Origin of the sequence: Flavobacterium sp. (genome assembly GCF_036405015.1) — a bacterium.
Lineage (GTDB): Bacteria > Bacteroidota > Bacteroidia > Flavobacteriales > Flavobacteriaceae > Flavobacterium.
This window is the reverse complement of record NZ_DASWYK010000018.1, coordinates 1-20552: the sequence shown is the minus strand read 5'-3', so window position 1 is coordinate 20552 and position 20552 is coordinate 1. Positions and strand designations below refer to the sequence as shown.

The window sequence follows — 20552 nt, the reverse complement described above, 5'->3', positions numbered from 1 at the left end:
TCAGTAAAAAAGAAACTAACTTAGCTTCTACAAAAGAATAAGCTTTGAATAAAGAAATCAAAATCATTGAATGTCCAAGAGATGCCATGCAAGGCATAAGAGATTTTATTCCAACCAAAAATAAAGTTTCCTATATACAAGCTTTGCTTAGAGTAGGTTTTGATACTATTGATTTTGGAAGCTTTGTTTCTCCAAAAGCGATTCCGCAAATGCAGGATACTGCAGCCGTTTTAGAACAACTTGATTTGTCTCAGACAACAAGCAAACTACTTTCGATTATTGCCAATACGCAAGGCGCGATAACAGCTTCTGAATATGAACAGATTCAATATCTAGGTTTTCCATTTTCTATTTCAGAGAATTTCCAGATGCGTAATACCCATAAAACGATTGCAGAATCCTTAATTACCTTAAAAGAAATTCTGGAAGTTGCAGATAAGAAAAATAAAGAAGTAGTTACCTATCTTTCAATGGGTTTTGGGAATCCTTACGGAGATCCGTGGAATGTTGAAATTGTGGCAGAATGGACAGAAAAACTCGCAGGAATGGGAGTGAAGATCTTGTCACTTTCAGATACTGTCGGAAGTTCAACGCCCGAAGTAATTACGTACCTGTTTTCTCATTTGATTCCGAAATACCCAAAGATCGAGTTTGGTGCACATTTACATACTACGCCAGAAAGCTGGTTTGAAAAGATAGATGCCGCATCAAAAGCAGGATGTACTCGTTTTGATGGCGCTATTCAAGGCTTTGGAGGCTGTCCTATGGCAACCGATAAATTGACTGGAAATATGCCTACAGAAAAATTGATTTCGTATTTTACTGCGAATAAGAAAGTTACAGGTTTGAACTCTCTTAGTTTTGAAAGCGCTTATAATGAAGCTTCAAAATTGTTCGGAAAGTTCCATTAATAAATGGTTATATTTACTTACCTTAGATAATGATTGTAAACATTTAGCGTTACATTTATTAGATATACTTTTATCATGAAATCAAAATACTACAATATTTCTAGTATAATTTTACTCGCCTTTCTATTCTTTTCCTGTTCGAGCGATTTAGATTTCGATCAAATTAAAGATTTAAAGTTGGAACCAGTTGTTGTGGCGAATCTTGCCCATTTTGATATTCCTGCCAATCAGCTTATAGATGATGGAGGTACTCATATTGCTTTTGATACCAGAGACTTTGATGTTTTTAGAGATAAATTCTTTACCAATCATCTGCATAAAGCCGAGTTTGATTTTGAAATCGAAAATAACATAGATAGAACTTTTGCGGTCAATCTTTTATTGATGAATGACCAAAATCAAATTTTGCAAACCATATCTTATACTGTTCCTGCTTATACAGGGACTTCGAATGTGATAAAATATCCAACAGAAGTTTTTGAAAATGAAAGATTGGCTCTTCTAAAACAAACTACAAAAATAGGTTTCGTTGTTTTAATAGCAACCGGCGCACCATTAAATGCTGCAAGCTTAGGAAATCTTAAATTAAGATCAGGTGCAACAGTTTATTTAACAGTCGAATGAGAAAAATAATTCTGATTATCTGCCTCGTTTTTCAGCTTTCCTCTTTTTCTCAAAATAAAGAACTGCTGTATAATTTTACTGCGATTCCTCAATCCTTAATGGTAAATCCAGGAGCCGATGTTTCTTATAAATATTATTTTGGATTTCCTGTTTTATCCGGAATTTCGGCCAATGTAGGTTCAAGCAGTTTTACGGCTTACGATTTGTTTGCCAACAATGGTGTCGATTTTAATCAAAAAGTTCGAAACGTAGTAAATCAATCTACAAATAGAGATAAAGTGGTTACCAACCAGCAATTGGAAGTTTTTTCCGGTGGATTTAGAATTGGTGGTAGAGAAAGTAAATCGTATGTTTCCTTCGGTTTGTACCAAGAGTTTGACTTTTTTATGTTTGTTCCAAAAGATTTAGCAATTTTGGCTTTAGACGGAAACAGAAATTATATCGGAAAGTCGTTCAATCTTGGAGATTTAAACATGAAAGCTGAGGTTCTTTCTGTTTGGCATGTTGGTTTTCATAAAAAAGTAAGCGATAAATTGGTTTACGGCGGACGCGCTAAAATTTATTCTAGTGGAGCCAATGCAACATCAACAAAGAATTCAGGCTACATTTATACTGGGCAAAATGCCGGAGATACTAATCTTTACAACCAAATTATTTCTTCAAATTTGGAATTAAAAACTTCTGGAATTTCTAAATTCACAAAAGATGAATATGAAGGAAATGTCGTTAGAGATATTGCTAACAACACCTTTTTTAGCGGAAGTTTAGGACTTGGTGTCGATGCTGGATTTACCTATTACATTAAAAACAATTTACAGCTAACAGCGAGTGTAATAGATTTAGGTTTTGTAAGACAATCAAAAGATATCGAAACCCTGACTTACAAAGGAACGTATCAATACGATGGAGTAAATCCTGATTTTATGGGTAATGATGATCCAGAAAATGTTTTTGACGAATTTGACAGAGCTATTCCCAGAGATACATTATATAATAAATACACTACTTGGCGTCCGACCAAATTTTATTCATCCATTCAATATTCATTTGGAGAAGCACGTCCAGATGATGAATGTAATTGCCGCGGAAAAATCGACACCTATTATAAGAATGCAGTTGGCGCGCAATTATTCGCTATGACGGCACCCCGCGAACCGTTATTTGCCCTGACGGCATTTTATAAAAGAAGCATTTTTAGAAAACTGGAAGCAAAAGCAACCTACACTTTCGATACATTTTCAAACAAAAATATCGGTTTAGGACTTGCAGGAACAGTAGGAGCGGTCAATATTTATGCCTTGTTCGGAAATGTTTTAGAATATAAAGATTTATCAAAAGCCAACAGTGCCACATTCCAACTCGGAATCAATTTTGTTTTTCAAGGTCGTGATGATGATTGATTTCAGGAGCAATTTCCAGCTGTACATTTCAAGCACTCGAGCTAAAACACTTTTTTTCAAGATTTAAAAAGAGCTTCCGTTGGTCGCTTTTTTAAACCAGAAAAAAATGTTTTTTAGCTTTTCGTGGCTTTCCATTTCCATCTGGGCTAAAATATGCAGTTTTGTAAGATGATTCGTGTAAACGTAAATTTATGAATAACTTAGTATTCAAGTTAGCAATTTATTCACTATATTTGCACGCAATTCAACTAGAAATTGCAACATGATAGCACACAACTCCAAGATTATCGGCGAAGGTTTAACTTACGACGATGTATTATTAGTACCTAACTACTCGAATGTGCTTCCACGCGAAGTGAGTATCAAATCGAAATTCTCAAGAAACATCACATTAAACGTTCCAATTGTATCTGCTGCTATGGATACAGTAACAGAAAGTGCAATGGCAATTGCTATGGCACAAGAAGGAGGAATCGGTGTTTTACATAAAAATATGACTATCGAACAACAGGCAGGAAAAGTTCGAAAAGTAAAACGTGCTGAAGCAGGTATGATTATCGATCCGGTAACATTACCAATGAACTCTACAATCGCTGACGCAAAAAATGCCATGAAAGAATTCGGAATCGGTGGTATTCCAATCGTTGACGAAAACAAAATCCTAAAAGGAATTGTAACCAATCGTGACTTACGTTTCGAAAAAAATGGTTCAAGACCAATTGCTGAAGTTATGACAAGTGAAAACTTGGTAACGGTTGCAGAAGGAACTTCTTTAGAACAAGCAGAAGTTGTTTTACAAGGACATAAAATCGAAAAATTACCAGTTGTAAATGCTCAAAATGAATTAGTTGGTTTAATTACATTTAGAGATATTACAAAACTGACTCAAAAGCCAATTGCAAATAAAGATTCTTTTGGACGTTTGAGAGTTGCTGCTGCAATTGGAGTTACAGGAGATGCAGTTCAAAGAGCTGAAGCTTTGGTAAATGCAGGTGTAGATGCAATCATTATTGATACAGCTCACGGACATACAGAAGGTGTGGTAAACACTTTAAAAGAAGTAAAATCAAAATTCCCGCAAATTGATGTAATTGTTGGAAACATTGCAACTCCTGAAGCTGCTAAATATTTAGTAGAAAATGGTGCTGATGGTGTAAAAGTTGGAATTGGTCCTGGTTCGATCTGTACAACTCGTATTGTTGCAGGTGTAGGTTTTCCTCAATTCTCAGCAGTTTTAGAAGTTGCTGCTGCAATTAAAGGAACTGGAGTTCCAGTTATTGCTGATGGTGGAATTCGTTATACAGGAGACATTCCTAAAGCAATCGCTGCAGGTGCTGACTGTGTAATGTTAGGTTCATTATTAGCAGGAACAAAAGAATCTCCAGGAGAAACTATCATTTTTGAAGGAAGAAAATTCAAATCTTACCGCGGAATGGGTTCTGTTGAAGCAATGCAAACGGGTTCTAAAGATCGTTATTTCCAAGATGTTGAAGACGACGTTAAGAAATTGGTTCCAGAAGGAATCGTTGGACGTGTTCCTTACAAAGGAGAATTGAACGAAAGTATGCTTCAGTTTATTGGAGGTCTTCGTGCAGGTATGGGATACTGTGGTTCAAAAGATATTCCGACTTTACAAGAAACAGGACGTTTTGTTAGAATCACTTCTAGCGGAATCACCGAAAGTCATCCACACAACGTAACTATCACAAAAGAAGCTCCAAATTATTCTAGATAATTTTTAGTTTTCGATATAATATAAAGGCGTAAGATTTGATTCTTACGCCTTTTTTGTTTTTTAAAACCAACTATTCAAATTATCCTCAGCTACAATGTCAGAATGCAATAGATCTTCTATTTCTCAGCTGATTTCATACTATTGTATTAACCGTTGGGCGCAATTAAAATAGTATAAATTTTGACACAGATTAGGTAGATTCGTTATCACGAAAACGCGGAAAAAAACGGAAAGAATCAAAAAAATCCGTTTTTGTCCGCGTTTTTACGAAGTAAATCCGTTTGATTCGCGTGCTATTTTATTCAAAGTTGTATTTTTAAATAAAATCAAACACAATATACTATATAGTTTTTGTTGGTTCGGCTTCTCTAAGATTTTGATTTTCTAAAATTTCTTTTAAAAACGGTTTTGTTTCTGTCTCAATATCACCTTCAGATATATTTAGAGCCTCTGGATCTGAGGACAATTTAAGCCAAGGTTTTGGTCCGTCAAAATCATAACTTCCAAAAACTACTACTGGAGTTCCTTTTACTTTTACGTTTTCTTTGTCTTTCAAAATCCATTCATCGGCGAATTTGTAAAGATATTTGGCATCTTTTTCTAGTAATCTCAAACAAGAATGCGACGCTGGATATCCAGGTAAATCGTATTGATGAAAACCAACTCCAAGTTTGTTTTCTATATTAAAATTCCACTTTAATTCCCATTCGTCATTAAAAGTACTTGTTGTTTTTTCAGCTTTCCAATTGGTGAAAAACAATCCGGTTGGAGTAGGGTCTTTTTTTCTTCCCATATTAGTTGGGCCTGTACGAACTAATTCGCCATTTTCGTAGGCAGCAAAAGTCTGAGTCGGATACGAAAAGAGAATAATTTTTGAAACTTCTTCTAATGCAGAAACATGCAGTGGAAAAGGTAGATAATAAACCAAATCACCAGTAAAATCTGCTGGAATTACAACTGAATCCAGTTTTTTGAAATTGGCTTTGTCGGTTCTGTTTAAGGCGTATACAATATTCATTTTACTGCTGTCAGCTTCATTAAGTTTCAGCCATTCTTTGGTATTAGAAATTTGATAAGAAACTGTTTTGGGTTTCTTGTATTCAATTACCTCTTTTTTCTCTGTTTTATTTTCTGTCAATGTGATCGTATCGGTTTTTTTACAAGAACCTAATAAAACCAACATTAAAATCAGTAGTCCGTTTGCTGTGTAATATAACTTTTTCATAGGTCGTATTTTTATGAAATTAAAGTTAAGATTATGATAGCTGAAAAGGGTTACATAATTTTTTGAATTGGTTTCGGGATTTTCATTTTATATAGACAGACAGGTGAAATTTAAATCAACCCTTTTATTTTAGCATGCTGCAACAACATAATAGTTTTAGCGTCTGTAATTTCTCCAGATTCAATCATGGCATAAGCTTGATCAAAAGTAAACTCTAAAACTTCAATGTTTTCTTGTTCAGCGTCCAATCCGCCACCTTCGCTTACTTTCATGCTTTCGTCATATTCGCCCACAAAGAGATATAAAATTTCTGTTACAGCGCCGGGAGACATATAGGTTTCAAAAACTTTTTCCACTTTAGAAATTCGGTAGCCTGTTTCCTCTTCTGTTTCGCGGATAATCGCAGTTTCGGGATTGTCTTTGTCTAAAAGACCAGCGCAAACTTCAATCATCATTCCGTCTTTATTTCCGTTTAGAAAAGTCGGTAAACGAAACTGACGCGTTAAAATAACGGTCTTTTTTATTGAATTGTATAATAAAATTCCAGCACCATTACCGCGATCATAAACTTCTCGTGTATGAACTTCAATTTCGCCATTTTCTTTTTTGTAATCAAATGTAACTCGATTTAAAATATACCAATTGTCTGATAATAATTTAGTTTCTTTAATTTGAACTTCTGGATTTTTCATAAATGAAATGATTTGTATAAAAAAAACGCTCTGATTATCAGAGCGTTTTAAATGTATTATTTTGTTATTGTTTGTTTTCTATCTGGTCCAACCGATACAATTTTGATTGGTACTTCGATTTCTTTTTCAATAAACTCGATATATTCTTTTAGCTCAATTGGTAATTGATCGTAAGTTGTTAGGCCTGTTAAGTCAGCTTTCCATCCTTTAAATTCTTTGTAAACCGGAGTAACGTTTTCTGGTTCAATGTTGTATGGGAAGTGAGAAATATTTTGTCCTTTGTAGTTGTACTCTGTACAAACTTTTAAAGTTTCAAAACCAGAAAGTACATCACCTTTCATCATCATTAACTGAGTAACTCCATTTACTTGGACAGCATATTTTAAAGCTACTAAGTCTAACCATCCACAACGTCTTTGTCTTCCTGTTACAGAACCAAATTCGTTACCTACTTTTGCCATTGTAGCACCAACTTCGTCAAAAAGTTCAGTTGGGAAAGGTCCGCTACCTACACGTGTAACGTAAGCTTTGAAAATTCCGTAAACTTCTTTGATTTTGTTTGGAGCAATTCCTAAACCTGTACAAGCTCCAGCTGCAGTAGTGTTTGATGAAGTTACGAAAGGATAAGTTCCGAAATCAACATCAAGTAAAGATCCTTGAGCACCTTCACAAAGAATAGATTTCCCAGCTTTTTGAGCTTGGTGCATGTATTCTTCACTGTCAATGAAATCTAATTTTTTAAGTTCTTCAATAGCTTCAAAGAATTCTTTTTCTAATTCAGCTAAATTATATTGAATAGCAACATCATAAAAAGCAATCATTGCTTCGTGTTTGTCTGCTAAAGCTCTGTAACGCTCTTTAAAATCTTCTAATTCGATATCTCCAACACGTAAACCATTTCTACCTGTTTTATCCATGTAAGTTGGTCCAATTCCTTTAAGAGTAGAACCAATTTTAGCTTTTCCTTTAGAAGCTTCAGAGGCTGCATCAAGCAAACGGTGAGTAGGTAAAATTAAGTGTGCTTTTCTTGAAATGATTAATTTGCTTTTAATATCAAGGTTGAATTTCTCTAAACCTTCAATTTCTTTTTGGAAAACTACAGGATCAATTACAACTCCATTTCCGATGATGTTTACTGAGTTTTTGTGGAAAATTCCAGAAGGAATTGTTCTAAGTACGTGTTTAATTCCGTCAAATTCTAATGTATGTCCTGCGTTTGGTCCTCCTTGGAAACGTGCAATAATATCATAATTTGAGGTAAGTACGTCAACAATTTTTCCTTTACCTTCATCTCCCCATTGTAATCCTAGTAATAAATCTACGGTCATTCTGTTTTAATTTGCGTTGGGACAATCTAAGTTGTCCTACTGATTATGTAGTTAATTTTTCTTTTTTTGTTTTTCCTTTAAAGTCTGATTAAAGACTATGAGTTTGAATTTTGCTTTTTGTTTCCGTAGAAATAAAGCGAATGATTTGTAATTTCGATATCAAAAATTTCTTCGATAGTCTTTTTGATGGTTTGAATTCTTGGATCACAAAATTCGATTACCTCACCAGAATCTGTCATAATGATGTGGTCGTGCTGCTTATCAAAATATGATTTTTCGTAATAAGCCTGATTTTGTCCAAATTGATGTTTTCTAACCAAAGCGCAGTCCAACAATAACTCGATCGTGTTGTATAAAGTAGCTCTACTCACACGATAGTTTTTGTTTTTCATTTTGATATAAAGGTTTTCTATGTCAAAATGCTCCTCGCTATCGTAAATTTCCTGAAGTATAGCATAACGCTCAGGAGTTTTGCGATGCCCTTTTTGCTCAAGATATAGTGTAAAAACATTTTTTACAATTTCTTGATTCTTAGTGTTGTCAGTTGAAATAAGTGTCATATCCGGCAAAGATAATTTTTTATTTTTAATGAATAAAAGTTTCGGGTTTAAAGTTTCGTTACAAAATTCTTATAGTTTCCCTAAAAAGTTAGGTTCTATACTCTCTTGTAACCTTGTCAACTCCATCAATTTTCTTAATTGCATTGATCATTTTCTTCAAAATGGTGTTATTTTTTACAATTACAGCAATCTGACCATGGAAAATTCCGGCATCTGTACTCAAAGAGATACTTTGAATATTTACGCTCATATTGTTCGAAATTACTCTTGTCAGTTGGTTGGTAAGTCCTAAAACATCCATTCCGGTGATATTGATAATGGCTTTGAATTCTTCTTGCGAAGAGTCAATCCATTTGGCGCTCATAATTCGGTAAGCATAATTAGACTGCATTCCGATGGCATTCGGACAATCTTTTTTATGCACTTTAATTCCTTCGTTGATGGTTACAAATCCAAAAACATCATCTCCTGGAATCGGATTACAACATTGCGAAAGTTTATAATCTAGCTTATCATGCTCCGTTCCAAAAACCAGCATGTCATAATTGCTGCTAATGACTGGTTTATGAATATCTTCGGCTGCTGTATCTTTATTTCGCTTAATTTTATTTTTAAAGAAATTGATAAACGAATTGCTTTTCTGCGCTGCGTAATCTTTTAACTGCTGATTTTCGATTGCACCAATTCCAACTCTATAAAACAAATCTAAGCTTGTTTTTAATTTGAAAAAGTTAACTAATTCGTTGGTTACTTGTTCATTAAAGGTAATTTTTAAATGTTTTAGTTTTCGAACAAGTAATTCTTTTCCTTCTTCTGCAATTTTTTTAGTGTTCTCGTTAAGAACGTTTTTGATTTTATTTTTAGCTCTTGAAGTCGTAACATATTCCAACCAGTTTACTGTTGGTTTTTGGTTTGGAGATGTAATAACTTCAACCTGATCACCACTTTTAAGTTCGTAATTTAAAGGAACTAAACGACCGTTTACACGTGTCCCTCTGGTTTTAATTCCGATTTCAGAGTGAATGCTGAACGCGAAATCCAGAGAAGTAGCGCCCTTTGGTAATGATTTGATTTCTCCCTTTGGTGTAAATATGAAAATTTCTTTTGAATATAAATTCATTTTAAAATCTTCAACAAAGTCTACAGCATTGGTTTCAGGGTTTTCTAACGCTTCTCTAAGAAGATTCAGCCAAGTGTCTAATCCGCTTTCTTCAGTTCCGCCATTTTTGTATTTGTAATGAGCAGCGTAACCTTTTTCGGCAATTTCGTCCATACGCTCGCTTCGAACTTGAACTTCTACCCAACGACCTTTTGGTCCCATTACAGTAATGTGAAGCGCTTCGTAACCGGTAGATTTTGGCGACGAAATCCAATCTCGAAGACGGCTCGGGCTAGGTCTGTAATGATCTGTTACGATAGAATAGATTTTCCAGGCTACGAATTTTTCTTCATGCGGATCTGCTTTGTAAACAATTCTAAGGGCAAATTTGTCATAAACTTCATCAAAAGTTACGTTTTGCGCACGCATTTTTCGACGAATAGAATAAATAGATTTTGGTCGCCCTTTGATGATGTAATCCATACCTTCGCTGTCTAAAGATTTTTTCAAAACATCTGAAATATCTTTGATGTAAGCATCTTGTTGCTCTTTTGTTTCGCGAATTTTACTTACAATGTCATTGTAAACAGCAGGTTCTGTATATTTTAATCCTAAATCCTCAAGTTTGGTTTTAATATTATAAAGTCCCAAACGATGGGCTAGAGGAGCATAAATGTATAAAGTTTCAGATGCGATTTTGGTTTGTTTATATTCCGCCATCGAATCCATGGTTTGCATATTATGAAGACGATCTGCCAGTTTAATCAGAATTACACGCACGTCATCATTCAACGTCAAAATCATTTTTCTGAAATTCTCAGCCTGCATCGAAGCATTTAAGTCTTTTTGAACTAATGAGATTTTAGTCAAACCTTCAACCAATTGTGCAACTTTCGGATTAAAGAGACGCTCAATATCTTCAACTGTAATCGGAGTATCTTCTACAACATCGTGTAGTAAAGCCGCAGCGATAGAGGTCGCTCCCAGACCAATTTCTGAGGCAACAATTTTTGCAACTGCAATAGGGTGAAAGATATACGCTTCGCCCGACTTACGTCTCTGCTCTTTGTGTGCATCAACAGCAACATCAAAAGCTTTTCGAATTAATTTTTTATCAGTTGGGCTTAAAGTTTGGTAACTTATTCGAAGTAATTCCTTGTATTCCTGTGCAATAGCTTTGTTTTCTTTTTCAATATCTATTTCTGTCATAACGGCATAGTTCAAGTACTAAAAATAAGAATTAGTTTGAATATACGCAAGGAAGAAAAATGTAGATTTTTGATTGCAGATTTTTGATTTTTTTGTGTAGGAATGGGACTTCGACTTCACTCAGTCCAAGATGAAAAAACAAATTTTAAATCCCAAATTCCAAAAAGAGCGAAGCGATTTTTAAAATCTAAAATCTAAAATCAGAACCCTCTTTGTCTTTTAGCTTCAAAAATTAAAATTGCGGCAGCAACAGAAACGTTCATACTATCTATTTCTCCTTGCATTGGAATGATAATGTTTTGAGTAGCTTCATCTCTCCATTGCTGAGTTAATCCTGTTGCCTCGGTTCCAACAACCAAAGCAGTTGGTGTTGTAAAATTCTGAGTATGATAAGAAGTGGAGTTTTGCAAAGTGGCACTATAAAAACTGATCTTTTTTTCTTTTAAAAAAGCAATGATTTCTGAAGTTGTTCCAGTTGCAATTTGATTCGTAAAAAGGCATCCCACACTTGAACGAACAATGTTCGGATTGTACAAATCACTTTTTGGATTGGCAATTAAAACAGCGTCCAGATTAGCGGCATCTGCTGTACGTAAAACTGCGCCAATATTCCCTGGTTTTTCCAATGATTCTACAACCAAAATTAATGGATTTTCGGATAATTGTAGATCAGATAATTGAAGCGATTTGCTTTTTGCAACAGCTAAAATTCCTTCCGTTGTATCGCGATAAGCCAGTTTCTGATAAACTTCTTTGTTGATTTCAATAATTTGAAATGGATTTTGAATCAGTTTGTTGATTTCAGTTTCAGAAACTAATTCAGGTAAAAATAAAACCGTTTCGATTTCATAACCGCCTTTTATAGCTAATGAAATTTCGCGTAAGCCTTCAATCAAAAATGTTCCGGTTTGTTTTCTGGCTTTGGATTTTTCCTGAAGTAAAACCAAAGATTTTATAAACGGATTTTGAACAGAAGTGATTTGTTTCATTTTTTAAGACTCAAAGTTGTAGAGGGGCAAAGGTACAGAGATTTTTTTGAAAATTGAAACGGTTAAATAAGCCACAAATTCACGAATTTAATTCATTTTAATGTCTTTAAATTCGTGTAATTCGTGGCTATAAAAAATTATTTTTCTGTAGTATCGTTGTTTTCTTCTAAAAGAGCTGTTTCTTCAACAGGTTTTGTAACAACTTGATTTTTATCACCGAAAAGGAATTTTTTAATTCCTGCAAAAGCAGCTATAATTCCGATTACGATAAACTTTCCGAATTTGGCTAAGATGGCAAAGAAACCAACTTTTGCTAAAACTTTTCCGGCAACTAAACCTCCAATTGTCCAAGCGGCAACAGTATCTGTATCAGCATCAAAATCCAAATATTTATGTCCGTCATTAAACTCTACACTTTTAATGATTCCCGGGATACTTGCTTTAACTTCTTCTAATTGATTTACACCTGCTACAGCAGAAATGTTATACATTCCTTTTCTTCCTAAAACTCTTAAGTCGTAGTTTAAGGTATGTTCTTTATCTTGGCCAAATTGCAATTCTTTTGCCCAGTGCAACACTTTTAAATTGTTGTCATAATAAGGTTTAGATGCCCATCCAATCAATTGAACTTCAGAATAACCGCCTTTTTTTCTTTCTTCATTTTCAGCCTTAACATCTTCTTTCATAGTTTTAAGAAGATCATCATAATCAATATCGTCTGCATCATCGTCTTTTACATAACCATCGCCTTGATAGCTTATTACAAACATCCAGCTGTCGGCATGAGTTACGCCTTTTCCGTCTGGAACAAGGGAACCGAGAATAGATTTGTCTTCTGGATTTCCCCATAAATTGGTCAGAACATTTTGGGTTTGTTCTCCATTTAAAAATTTAAATCCTTTCGGGACATTTAAAGTTCCTTCACCCTCAGGGAGTTTAATTTTTCCTGTTTCGTAAGTGAAAGATTTGTCAATTTTGTCATAAAACGCCTTTAAAGTATCAGGCTGTTGAGCTGTAATTTTAGAAATCGAAAGAATCGATAACAAAAGAAATAATAACGTTTTTTTCATTTGGGTTTAATTGGTTAAAAAATTATTTATGGTTTTGGTTGTATTAGAATAATTCTGAAATCTCTTTTTCGACAGGATGCGACGTTTTAAAATCGTAACCCATTATTTTGGCCAAAGTTTGAGCGAATTGTTTTTGATAAAATTGAGATTCGGTTTTAATCTCGCCTTTAGATGCAATTTCAGGTCCCATTGCAGCGAACCAGATTTCAGACGCACCCGGAACATCGGCGCCGTGGTCTGTCCATTGCGTTTTTACTTTATCACCTCGTCCGTGATCTACTGTGATAAATAAAGTTGTTTTGTTTTTGTACTGTGGATCGTTTTGAATAAAATTCCAGATTTCCTGAATCCATTTATCCACTTGATTTGCGGCGTCAAGATAAGATCTGTAATCTCCGTGATGCGCCCATTCATCGGTTTCTCCGTAAGCAATGTAAAGTACTTTTGGCTTTTTAGTTTTCAATTCATCCATTGCCTGATAATGTGTGAAAACATCTAGACATTCATCCATATGGAAAGGTTTAAATGAATTGTCACGCATTTCATTTAATAATTTTTGGGCTGGAGTTGGCTTGTTTCCGCCCACTTTATCAAAGGCAGAAATTACAGGAAAACCACTTCTTTCTTCGTTTAGAATTCTGTCAAAAGCATCCCAGGCGCCAAAAGCGGCAACTTTTCCTTTTAGTTTAGATTGTTGATTTAAAAACTCCAAAACATTTACATTCGGATTTGGTTTGTAACCATTCGAGTTTACTTTTAAATCTACATTTCCGGTCATGATTTCACTGTATCCAGGATAACTAAACCAATACGGATTGGCAACATCAACTTTGTTTCCTAAATCTCTATTGCCATAAATTTGCCCTTTCGAAGCAATTTCAGACCAGAAAAAAGGCATTAGCTTTTTGCGTGCTTCTTTGACATCGGCATCTGCATATTTTTTATAAATATAGGCACTATCTCCCTGATTGAATTTTTTGTCATTGGCAATCGCAGGATCGATTCCTTTAAAAACTTCTTGCCATCTGAAACCATCTGTAGTAATTATGATGATGTTTTCTGTCTTTTGCGCATGAGATTGAATGCCAACTAAAATGAACAGAAATAAGACTGCTTTTTTCATTTTTATTAATTTGAAATTACATTAATGATTCAAAACTAATTAATTTAATGAATCAATTTTTACGGGATAACGTAACGTAACTATAAATTAATAAAGAGAAGATTTACAAAATACCTCTTGATTTAATTTCCAGATACTTATTAATGGCATCTAAAGTAAGGTTTTCGGGTTGTGTTAAAACCGAATGAATTCCGTATTTCTTCAATTCGTTTACGATTAATCGTTTTTCGAACATGAATTTTTCGGCAATAACTTTATCGTAAACTTCCTGAATTGTAGTTGTTTTTTGGTTGATGATGCTGTTTAATTCTGTATTGCTAAAGAAAACAACGACCAATAAATGACTTTTCGCAATTCCTTTTAAATAAGGTAATTGACGATTTAATCCGTCCATTGTTTCGAAATTCGTATAAAGAATAATTAAACTTCTTTGATTGATGTTTTTCTTAATGTCAACGTAAAGTCGGCTGTAGTCACTTTCAAAAAAATCGGTTTTTACATTGTATAAAGTCTCGAGAATTTTCTGCATTTGAGAAGCTCTTCTTTCGGCAAAAACTCTGTTTTCTACTTTTTTAGAAAAAGAAAAAAGTCCTGCTTTATCCTGTTTTTTCAAGATCACGTTAGATAAAACCAAAGCAGAATTAATTGCGTAATCTAATAAACTTAATCCGTCAAAAGGCATTTGCATGACACGTCCTTTGTCAATTGCCATATAAACCGATTGTGATTTTTCGTCCTGAAACTGATTGACCATTAAAGAATTTCTTTTGGCAGTCGCTTTCCAATTCAATGTTCTTAAGTCATCGCCTTGAACATATTCTTTAATTTGTTCAAATTCCATTGTATGACCAATTCGGCGTATTTTCTTGATTCCGTATTGAAATAAATTGTTCGAAAAAGCGATTAGATCGTATTTTCTTAATTGAATATAAGAAGGGTAAGTCGGAACCATTTGATCTTTGTCAAATGAAAATCTTCTTGAAATTAATTTTAGAGGTGAAGATACATAAACGTTTAAAGCTCCAAAATGATATTCTCCGCGTTCTGTTGGACGAAGCTCATAGCTAATTTCTTTTTGTGTGGACGCTTTTATTGCTTTTACAATTTTAAAATCACGAACCTGAAACTGAAACGGAATCTCATCAATTATTTTAACCGAAACCGGAAAATTGTAATGATTTTTTAAATTAATCCTAATCGGATTTAAATCGCCATTTGATAATTTTTCTGGAGTAATTCTTTCTGCTTCAAGTCCAGTTCTGGCAATATAAAGCATTAAGATATCAAGTCCTAAAAAAGTGACTAAGCCCAATACAATCAGCCAGACAGCATTATAAATGTTGGGAAAAATAAAAGCACAAATAAATAATCCTATTATGCCCATAAGCACATAGAAAAAGAAATTATTTAGATATAAACTTTTTATGAATTTCATTTTTTTTGTTTCAAGTGTGATTTTTCAAATTTTCACTTTCGCCAGTAGTTGAACTGAGACTGAGACTGAAAACTGCGACTAAAACTATCTAGGAATCTCGACTGTTTCGATAATCTGTTTAATGATTTCTGAGCTTGTAATACCTTCCATTTCACGTTCTGGAGTTACAATAACTCTATGTTGTAAAACAGGAATTGCAGCTTCTTTAATGTCTTCTGGAGTCACAAAATCACGTCCGCGAATGGCTGCAAAACCTTTAGCCGCATTCAAAATAGCAATCGAAGCACGAGGAGAAGCTCCTAAATACAAAAAGGCATTTTCACGAGTGTTGACTACAATTCTTGCGATGTATTCCAATAAATTTTGTTCGACTCTAATTTGTTTAACAAGAGCTTGGTATTCTTTAATTTCATCTGAAGAAAGAATGGTTTTTATGGTATCCAGTTTTCCGTGATCTTGTAAAGAATGTTCTCTTTGAATAATTAAAATCTCTTCATTCAATTTTGGATAATCGATCGTAATTTTAAAAAGAAAACGATCTAACTGAGCTTCTGGAAGACGATAAGTTCCTTCTTGCTCAATTGGATTCTGAGTTGCAATAACCAAAAACGGTGCTTCTAATTGATATCCAGATCCGTCAATTGTGATTTGGCGTTCTTCCATAACTTCAAAAAGAGCGGCTTGCGTTTTGGCAGGAGCACGGTTGATCTCATCTATTAAAATCAAATTGGAGAAAATCGGCCCTTTTTTGAATTCAAATTCTGAATTTTTCAAATTGAATATTGAAGTTCCTAAAATATCAGAAGGCATCAAATCGGGTGTAAACTGAATTCTGCTGAAACCAATATTTAAAGTTTTAGCTAACAATTTAGCCGTAATTGTTTTGGCAACTCCAGGAACACCTTCCAGAAGCACATGTCCGTTTGATAAAATAGCCACCAAAAGCTGATCTACCATTTTATGTTGTCCAACAATGACAGTTTCAATCTCTTTTTTGATTGTACTTACATGTTCTAAAAGAGGTCCTAAATTAATTCTGGTTTCAAAATTCACATTTTCATTTGTGATTTCGTTTGATGATGTATTGATATCGTCCATAATTTGGTATGTTTTTTATTTTTTTGCCACAGATTTAAAGGATATCTGAATGGTTGAAAATTATATTAATGTAAAATCTTTTCTATTGCTGTATTTATTTTAATCAAATCTTCCTCAAGACTTCCGTGATAACTTTTTCGATGATCATTGATTAAACGAACTAATTCTTCAATATCTCTTTCGTCTTTTCCGGTTTTATAATGCAATTTTTTAATGAATTCTTCATCTAATTTTGTTGTATCAATCAGATAATCTGTTCTGATTTTTTCCAGGAAATAGATAATTTTTTTGTCAATAATATTGGTGTGATCTCCTTCCTGATAGTATAAATTTCCGATTGTCTTGGTAAAATCTACAGTAAGATTTTGTAACGGTTTTATAATTGGAACCACACGCTGTTTGCGTTTTGCATTAAAAATCATAAAAATTAAAAGTCCAAAGAGTCCTAAAAGCCAAGCCGATTTTAATGCGGGCTGACTGAAAATATAACGCATTGGAGAATTTGAAATTCTTTTATCATTCAGGCTTTTATTGTGCCAAAAAATATCTCCTTTTGTAAAATACGAAAGTACATTTTCGGCATATTGATAATGATCTTTTTTCAGCAGATTATAATTCGTAAAAGCTACAGGCTGAGTGTGTAAATATACATAGCCGTTTTTGTACGGAACTTCAATAAAATTAACCTGTCTTTTATTTTTATTACTGTTTTGATAACCTAAAACTTTTGTATTTAAAGTATCGATTCTGGAAAAATAATCACTTAAACCGGTATTAAAAGTATATTTTTTTAAACTTACATTTTTATTTGCCATCCAGATTGAAACATTTTCTGAAGGCATAAAATCTGTTGCTAATTGTATTTTTAAGGAATCGAGCAAGACTTTTGGAAAAGCTCTCATACTTAAGAAAGCTTTATTTCCGTGCGAAACAAAATATAAAATTTCTTTCATAGACTGTTCGTCTATATTGTTTGCTTCAGAAATATTGATAAAAGTACCTTTGATTCTGTAATTCTCAACATTTTCATTTTCGTCATATTGAGCATCTAGATATTCGTACGGTGTTTGCGTCGAAATTTTCTCCACTTTTTGATTCTTGAAAAAGCCTTTGATTTCGTGATCAAAAATGTATAATCCAAACGGAATTTTATCATTTACAGAATAAGTAGGAGTCCAGTCAATAGTTTTTGGCTGTCCGTTGTCTGTAAACATAATCAAACCGATTATTAATACCAGAATAGCAATGTATATTTTGACGTTTCTATCCATTGCCGAAGGTTTTTAAAGCATTCTTAAATCTGTTTTCTGTTTTTCTAAAAGTTACGTCATCGATTTCAAATTCGCCGTACCAGATATAATTGTACAAATAAGAAAGATAGATGAATTCTTCTTTATGAGCAGGCTGATGTAGTTCGTAGATATAATCTGAATTGGTTTTTTCGATATCCCATTCAATATAATTGTGCTGTGCCATTACTTTTAAGAGCCAGAGATAATAATAACGTACTGCGATTCTTCGTTCGCCCGCTTCAATACTTTCTTTTATTAATTTTTCGAAATCTAAAAGATGAATGTTTTTCTCAGCATCAGAATAGAAAATAGATTTTTTGTTGGCATTTTTTCCAAAAATCCATCTTCCTTCTTGTTTTGTAATAGCTCTTACAATGAAGTAAATCAATACAATAACAATGACAACTGCGAGAACCCTAATCAAAATTCCTAAGAAATTCAGCGAGGTTTTAACGCTTTTAAAATTAAATAAATTGGCTAATTTGCTTGCCAGCCAATACTTAAAATGATCCCACCAGTTTTTTTCAGGAGCTTTGTATTCATAAACAAACTCAGGATCTGTGTATTTTTTCTTGAAATTTTTATCGAAATGTTTAGCAGTTACTTTTCTGGAATCGACCTGAATGTCCTTTTCAGTATATTTAATAGAACTGATTTTTGGCGGATCAATCGGTACAGGTACAGCAAGAGAGTCCTGTGCCTGAGAAACAGAAAAGCAAAAAAGAAAAGATAAAATAAATAATAATCTTGTCATTACTCGTTTTAAAGGTTTTCGGCGGTTAAAGAATGTAATTTTTTGTGCACTATAAAAGGATAAATCAAGTAATAAAACGAAATAATAGCAAGCGTAATTAAAATAATAAAACTGCTTAACCAATTTGGCATATCAATAGAATATCGGGTAATAAAACCTTCCAAAAATCCTGCGCTTATGGTAAAAGGAAATGTGCTTAGGAAAATTTTGAAACTATTTTTAAAACCAATTTTAAATGAATTTAATCTCGAGAAAGTTTTTGGAAATAGAATAGAAGCTCCTAAAATAAATCCGGCTGTAGTTTCTATAACAATAGCGAAAATTTCCATCGAACCGTGAATCCAGATTCCGCGAACGCTTTTCCAGAAAACGCCTTGTTCGTAAAAGAAATATTGAAAAGATCCCAGCATAATGCAGTTTTGAAGGAAGATAGTAAAAGTACCAATTCCAGCAAAAATGCCGTAGAAATAACATTTTGCACCAACAAAAAGATTGTTTACGGTTATTCCGATAAAACTTCCCCAATTGCTTCCTGAACCATAAACCGCCATCGGATTCCCATTTTTGATGTTTTCTAAAGTCATGTTGACATATTCGTCACCTAAAATCAAACGAACAAAATCCTGATCGTAGCGTGCAGAAATTACTCCAATAGAAACGGTAACAAAAAACAAGGCAAAAGCATAAAGTAAATATCTTTTATACTCATAAACCAGCAACGGAACATCAATTTTAAAAAAGTCAATAAATTGATTTCGGTCTGTTCGTTTGGTTTTATAAATCTTTTGATAAATTTGGGAAGCCAGATGATTTAAGTACACAACCGTTTTACTTTTAGGGTAATACGTTTGGGCATAAGCTAAGTCATTCATCATTTGAATGTATAAATTAGCTAATTCATCAGGATTTTTTTTAGCTTTACCGAAAATTGCTAGCTCAAACTCGAGCCATTTTTCTTTATTTTGTTTTATAAAAGCAATTTCTCTCATTGTAGGCTAAAATATAAAATATGTCAGAATTATCTATTAATACGACACAAAATGTCAAAATAAATTTTATTGCCGCTACAGTAGGCGAGAGACTGGGCGCTTTTTTCATCGATTTTGCTATTATAATCTCGTATTGGTTTACGATTTCTTTAGTGGTTTTTGATTGGCTTCAGGTCGAACGATTAATGTTTAATCTTGACGGATGGTCAAAAGGTGCCATCTATTTAATTATATATTCGCCAATTATAGTCTATTCTTTAGTTTTAGAAAGTGTTTTTGAAGGACAATCACTTGGAAAGAAATTAGTCAAAATTAAAGTGGTTAAAATTGATGGTTATCAAGCAGGTTTTGGCGATTATTTAATCCGTTGGTTTTTTAGGGTAATTGATTTTTTCAGTCTTTTTGGCCTTCCTGGAATAATAACCATGATTACGAGTCAGAAATCACAACGTTTAGGTGATATGGCGGCAGGAACAGCTGTTATTACTTTAAAAAATAAAATTAATATCAGTCACACTATTTTGGAAGAAATCGGAGATGCTTATGTGCCAACTTATCCTTTGGTAATTAAACTTTCTGATAATGATATGCGAATTATTAAAGAAACCTACCAAAAAGCCGAAGCCAAAAACGATCACGAAATCATTTATAAATTAGTGTCAAAAATCGAAAGTGTAACAGGAATTAAAAATCAATCTGGAAATAATAGCGATTTTATCAGAGTGATTTTAAAAGATTATAATTTCTACACACAGCACATGTGATTTTTTCTTTAAGAAGTAGGAAAGATTCTCCACTTTACGTTTTAATTTTTTATATTTAGCTGATTATTAATTAGTACAATCAAATAAATCCAGCATCATGAAAATTAAAAAGTCCTTCCTTACGGTATTAATGTTGTTTGCTTTCGTTTTTAGTTTCGCTCAAGGCGGAAAAAAACTGGATAAAATCATCAAAAGAGATTATCAGATTATTGAATGTACTATTGCAAAAATGTCTGATAAAACCGTAGAATATTC

18 protein-coding genes are annotated in these 20552 nt (G+C 33.5%); 5 read left to right on the top strand and 13 right to left on the bottom strand.

Annotation, left to right across the window (positions count from 1 at the left end; translation table 11 throughout):
• Positions 1 to 44 precede the first annotated feature (44 nt).
• The 4 genes from VGE71_RS01950 to guaB all read left to right on the top strand — a co-directional run bounded on the left by VGE71_RS01950 (position 45) and on the right by guaB (position 4670).
• Positions 45 to 911, top strand: coding sequence for a hydroxymethylglutaryl-CoA lyase (locus tag VGE71_RS01950; protein WP_331136790.1), 867 nt, complete (start codon positions 45 to 47; stop codon positions 909 to 911).
• A 75-nt stretch (positions 912 to 986) separates the two neighbouring features.
• On the top strand, positions 987 to 1535 hold the full coding sequence (locus VGE71_RS01945) for a hypothetical protein (protein ID WP_331136789.1): 549 nt from the start codon (positions 987 to 989) through the stop codon (positions 1533 to 1535).
• Entirely contained in the window at positions 1532 to 2935 is a 1404-nt protein-coding gene (locus VGE71_RS01940) for a DUF5723 family protein (RefSeq protein WP_331136788.1), read from the top strand. The genes VGE71_RS01945 and VGE71_RS01940 overlap by 4 nt, the downstream gene beginning before the upstream one ends.
• Before the next feature lie 262 nt (positions 2936 to 3197).
• The gene (gene guaB / locus VGE71_RS01935; RefSeq protein ID WP_331136787.1) at positions 3198 to 4670 is read left to right on the top strand and encodes an IMP dehydrogenase; all 1473 of its coding nucleotides are present in this window, start codon (positions 3198 to 3200) and stop codon (positions 4668 to 4670) included.
• A 340-nt stretch (positions 4671 to 5010) separates the two neighbouring features.
• Here the strand turns inward: guaB and VGE71_RS01930 are convergent, their stop codons facing one another.
• The 13 genes from VGE71_RS01930 to VGE71_RS01870 form a co-directional block, all read right to left on the bottom strand.
• A complete protein-coding gene (locus tag VGE71_RS01930; protein ID WP_331136786.1) occupies positions 5011 to 5895 on the bottom strand; it encodes a L,D-transpeptidase in 885 nt (294 codons plus the stop codon).
• 110 nt (positions 5896 to 6005) lie between these two features.
• Positions 6006 to 6587, bottom strand: a complete 582-nt coding sequence (gene nudK / locus VGE71_RS01925; protein WP_331136785.1) for a GDP-mannose pyrophosphatase NudK — start codon at positions 6585 to 6587, stop codon at positions 6006 to 6008.
• 56 nt (positions 6588 to 6643) lie between these two features.
• Positions 6644 to 7915 carry an adenylosuccinate synthase gene (locus VGE71_RS01920; RefSeq protein WP_144214855.1) on the bottom strand — a complete coding sequence of 424 codons (1272 nt, stop codon included), beginning with the start codon at positions 7913 to 7915 and terminating at the stop codon, positions 6644 to 6646.
• 95 nt (positions 7916 to 8010) lie between these two features.
• Positions 8011 to 8475 (bottom strand): Fur family transcriptional regulator, encoded by a 465-nt coding sequence (locus VGE71_RS01915; protein WP_008462215.1) that lies wholly within the window; start codon positions 8473 to 8475, stop codon positions 8011 to 8013.
• Positions 8476 to 8563: 88 nt separating this feature from the next.
• A complete protein-coding gene (locus tag VGE71_RS01910) occupies positions 8564 to 10783 on the bottom strand; it encodes a RelA/SpoT family protein (protein WP_331136784.1) in 2220 nt (739 codons plus the stop codon).
• 200 nt (positions 10784 to 10983) lie between these two features.
• Positions 10984 to 11772, bottom strand: coding sequence for a TrmH family RNA methyltransferase (locus VGE71_RS01905; protein WP_144214853.1), 789 nt, complete (start codon positions 11770 to 11772; stop codon positions 10984 to 10986).
• Positions 11773 to 11909: 137 nt separating this feature from the next.
• The gene (locus VGE71_RS01900) at positions 11910 to 12842 is read right to left on the bottom strand and encodes a DUF2167 domain-containing protein (RefSeq protein WP_331136783.1); all 933 of its coding nucleotides are present in this window, start codon (positions 12840 to 12842) and stop codon (positions 11910 to 11912) included.
• Between the two features lie 43 nt (positions 12843 to 12885).
• On the bottom strand, positions 12886 to 13965 hold the full coding sequence (locus tag VGE71_RS01895; RefSeq protein ID WP_331136782.1) for a phosphoglyceromutase: 1080 nt from the start codon (positions 13963 to 13965) through the stop codon (positions 12886 to 12888).
• 103 nt (positions 13966 to 14068) lie between these two features.
• Entirely contained in the window at positions 14069 to 15400 is a 1332-nt protein-coding gene (locus VGE71_RS01890; protein WP_331136781.1) for a DUF58 domain-containing protein, read from the bottom strand.
• A gap of 84 nt (positions 15401 to 15484) precedes the next feature.
• Positions 15485 to 16498, bottom strand: a complete 1014-nt coding sequence (locus tag VGE71_RS01885) for a MoxR family ATPase (protein ID WP_331136780.1) — start codon at positions 16496 to 16498, stop codon at positions 15485 to 15487.
• A gap of 65 nt (positions 16499 to 16563) precedes the next feature.
• A complete protein-coding gene (locus VGE71_RS01880; RefSeq protein ID WP_331136779.1) occupies positions 16564 to 17769 on the bottom strand; it encodes a DUF4350 domain-containing protein in 1206 nt (401 codons plus the stop codon).
• Positions 17762 to 18544: a DUF4129 domain-containing protein gene (locus VGE71_RS01875; RefSeq protein WP_331136778.1), complete on the bottom strand. Its 783-nt coding sequence runs from the start codon at positions 18542 to 18544 to the stop codon at positions 17762 to 17764. The genes VGE71_RS01880 and VGE71_RS01875 overlap by 8 nt, the downstream gene beginning before the upstream one ends.
• An 8-nt stretch (positions 18545 to 18552) precedes the next feature.
• The gene (locus tag VGE71_RS01870; RefSeq protein ID WP_331136777.1) at positions 18553 to 19533 is read right to left on the bottom strand and encodes a stage II sporulation protein M; all 981 of its coding nucleotides are present in this window, start codon (positions 19531 to 19533) and stop codon (positions 18553 to 18555) included.
• A gap of 20 nt (positions 19534 to 19553) precedes the next feature.
• Here VGE71_RS01870 and VGE71_RS01865 point away from each other — a divergent pair, with 20 nt between their 5' ends.
• On the top strand, positions 19554 to 20297 hold the full coding sequence (locus VGE71_RS01865; RefSeq protein WP_331136776.1) for an RDD family protein: 744 nt from the start codon (positions 19554 to 19556) through the stop codon (positions 20295 to 20297).
• Positions 20298 to 20552: the final 255 nt, after the last annotated feature.

Excerpts from the sequence above, each read along its gene's own strand:
- VGE71_RS01900 (WP_331136783.1), bottom strand. The coding sequence starts at position 12,842 with ATGAAAAAAACGTTATTATTTCTTTTGTTATCGATTCTTTCGATTTCT.
- VGE71_RS01905 (WP_144214853.1), bottom strand. The coding sequence starts at position 11,772 with ATGAAACAAATCACTTCTGTTCAAAATCCGTTTATAAAATCTTTGGTT.
- VGE71_RS01915 (WP_008462215.1), bottom strand. The coding sequence starts at position 8,475 with ATGACACTTATTTCAACTGACAACACTAAGAATCAAGAAATTGTAAAA.
- nudK (WP_331136785.1), bottom strand. The coding sequence starts at position 6,587 with ATGAAAAATCCAGAAGTTCAAATTAAAGAAACTAAATTATTATCAGAC.
- VGE71_RS01945 (WP_331136789.1), top strand. The coding sequence starts at position 987 with ATGAAATCAAAATACTACAATATTTCTAGTATAATTTTACTCGCCTTT.
- VGE71_RS01930 (WP_331136786.1), bottom strand. The coding sequence starts at position 5,895 with ATGAAAAAGTTATATTACACAGCAAACGGACTACTGATTTTAATGTTG.
- guaB (WP_331136787.1), top strand. The coding sequence starts at position 3,198 with ATGATAGCACACAACTCCAAGATTATCGGCGAAGGTTTAACTTACGAC.
- VGE71_RS01920 (WP_144214855.1), bottom strand. The coding sequence starts at position 7,915 with ATGACCGTAGATTTATTACTAGGATTACAATGGGGAGATGAAGGTAAA.
- VGE71_RS01880 (WP_331136779.1), bottom strand. The coding sequence starts at position 17,769 with ATGGATAGAAACGTCAAAATATACATTGCTATTCTGGTATTAATAATC.
- VGE71_RS01870 (WP_331136777.1), bottom strand. The coding sequence starts at position 19,533 with ATGAGAGAAATTGCTTTTATAAAACAAAATAAAGAAAAATGGCTCGAG.
- VGE71_RS01890 (WP_331136781.1), bottom strand. The coding sequence starts at position 15,400 with ATGAAATTCATAAAAAGTTTATATCTAAATAATTTCTTTTTCTATGTG.
- VGE71_RS01865 (WP_331136776.1), top strand. The coding sequence starts at position 19,554 with ATGTCAGAATTATCTATTAATACGACACAAAATGTCAAAATAAATTTT.
- VGE71_RS01895 (WP_331136782.1), bottom strand. The coding sequence starts at position 13,965 with ATGAAAAAAGCAGTCTTATTTCTGTTCATTTTAGTTGGCATTCAATCT.
- VGE71_RS01940 (WP_331136788.1), top strand. The coding sequence starts at position 1,532 with ATGAGAAAAATAATTCTGATTATCTGCCTCGTTTTTCAGCTTTCCTCT.
- VGE71_RS01910 (WP_331136784.1), bottom strand. The coding sequence starts at position 10,783 with ATGACAGAAATAGATATTGAAAAAGAAAACAAAGCTATTGCACAGGAA.
- VGE71_RS01885 (WP_331136780.1), bottom strand. The coding sequence starts at position 16,498 with ATGGACGATATCAATACATCATCAAACGAAATCACAAATGAAAATGTG.
- VGE71_RS01875 (WP_331136778.1), bottom strand. The coding sequence starts at position 18,544 with ATGACAAGATTATTATTTATTTTATCTTTTCTTTTTTGCTTTTCTGTT.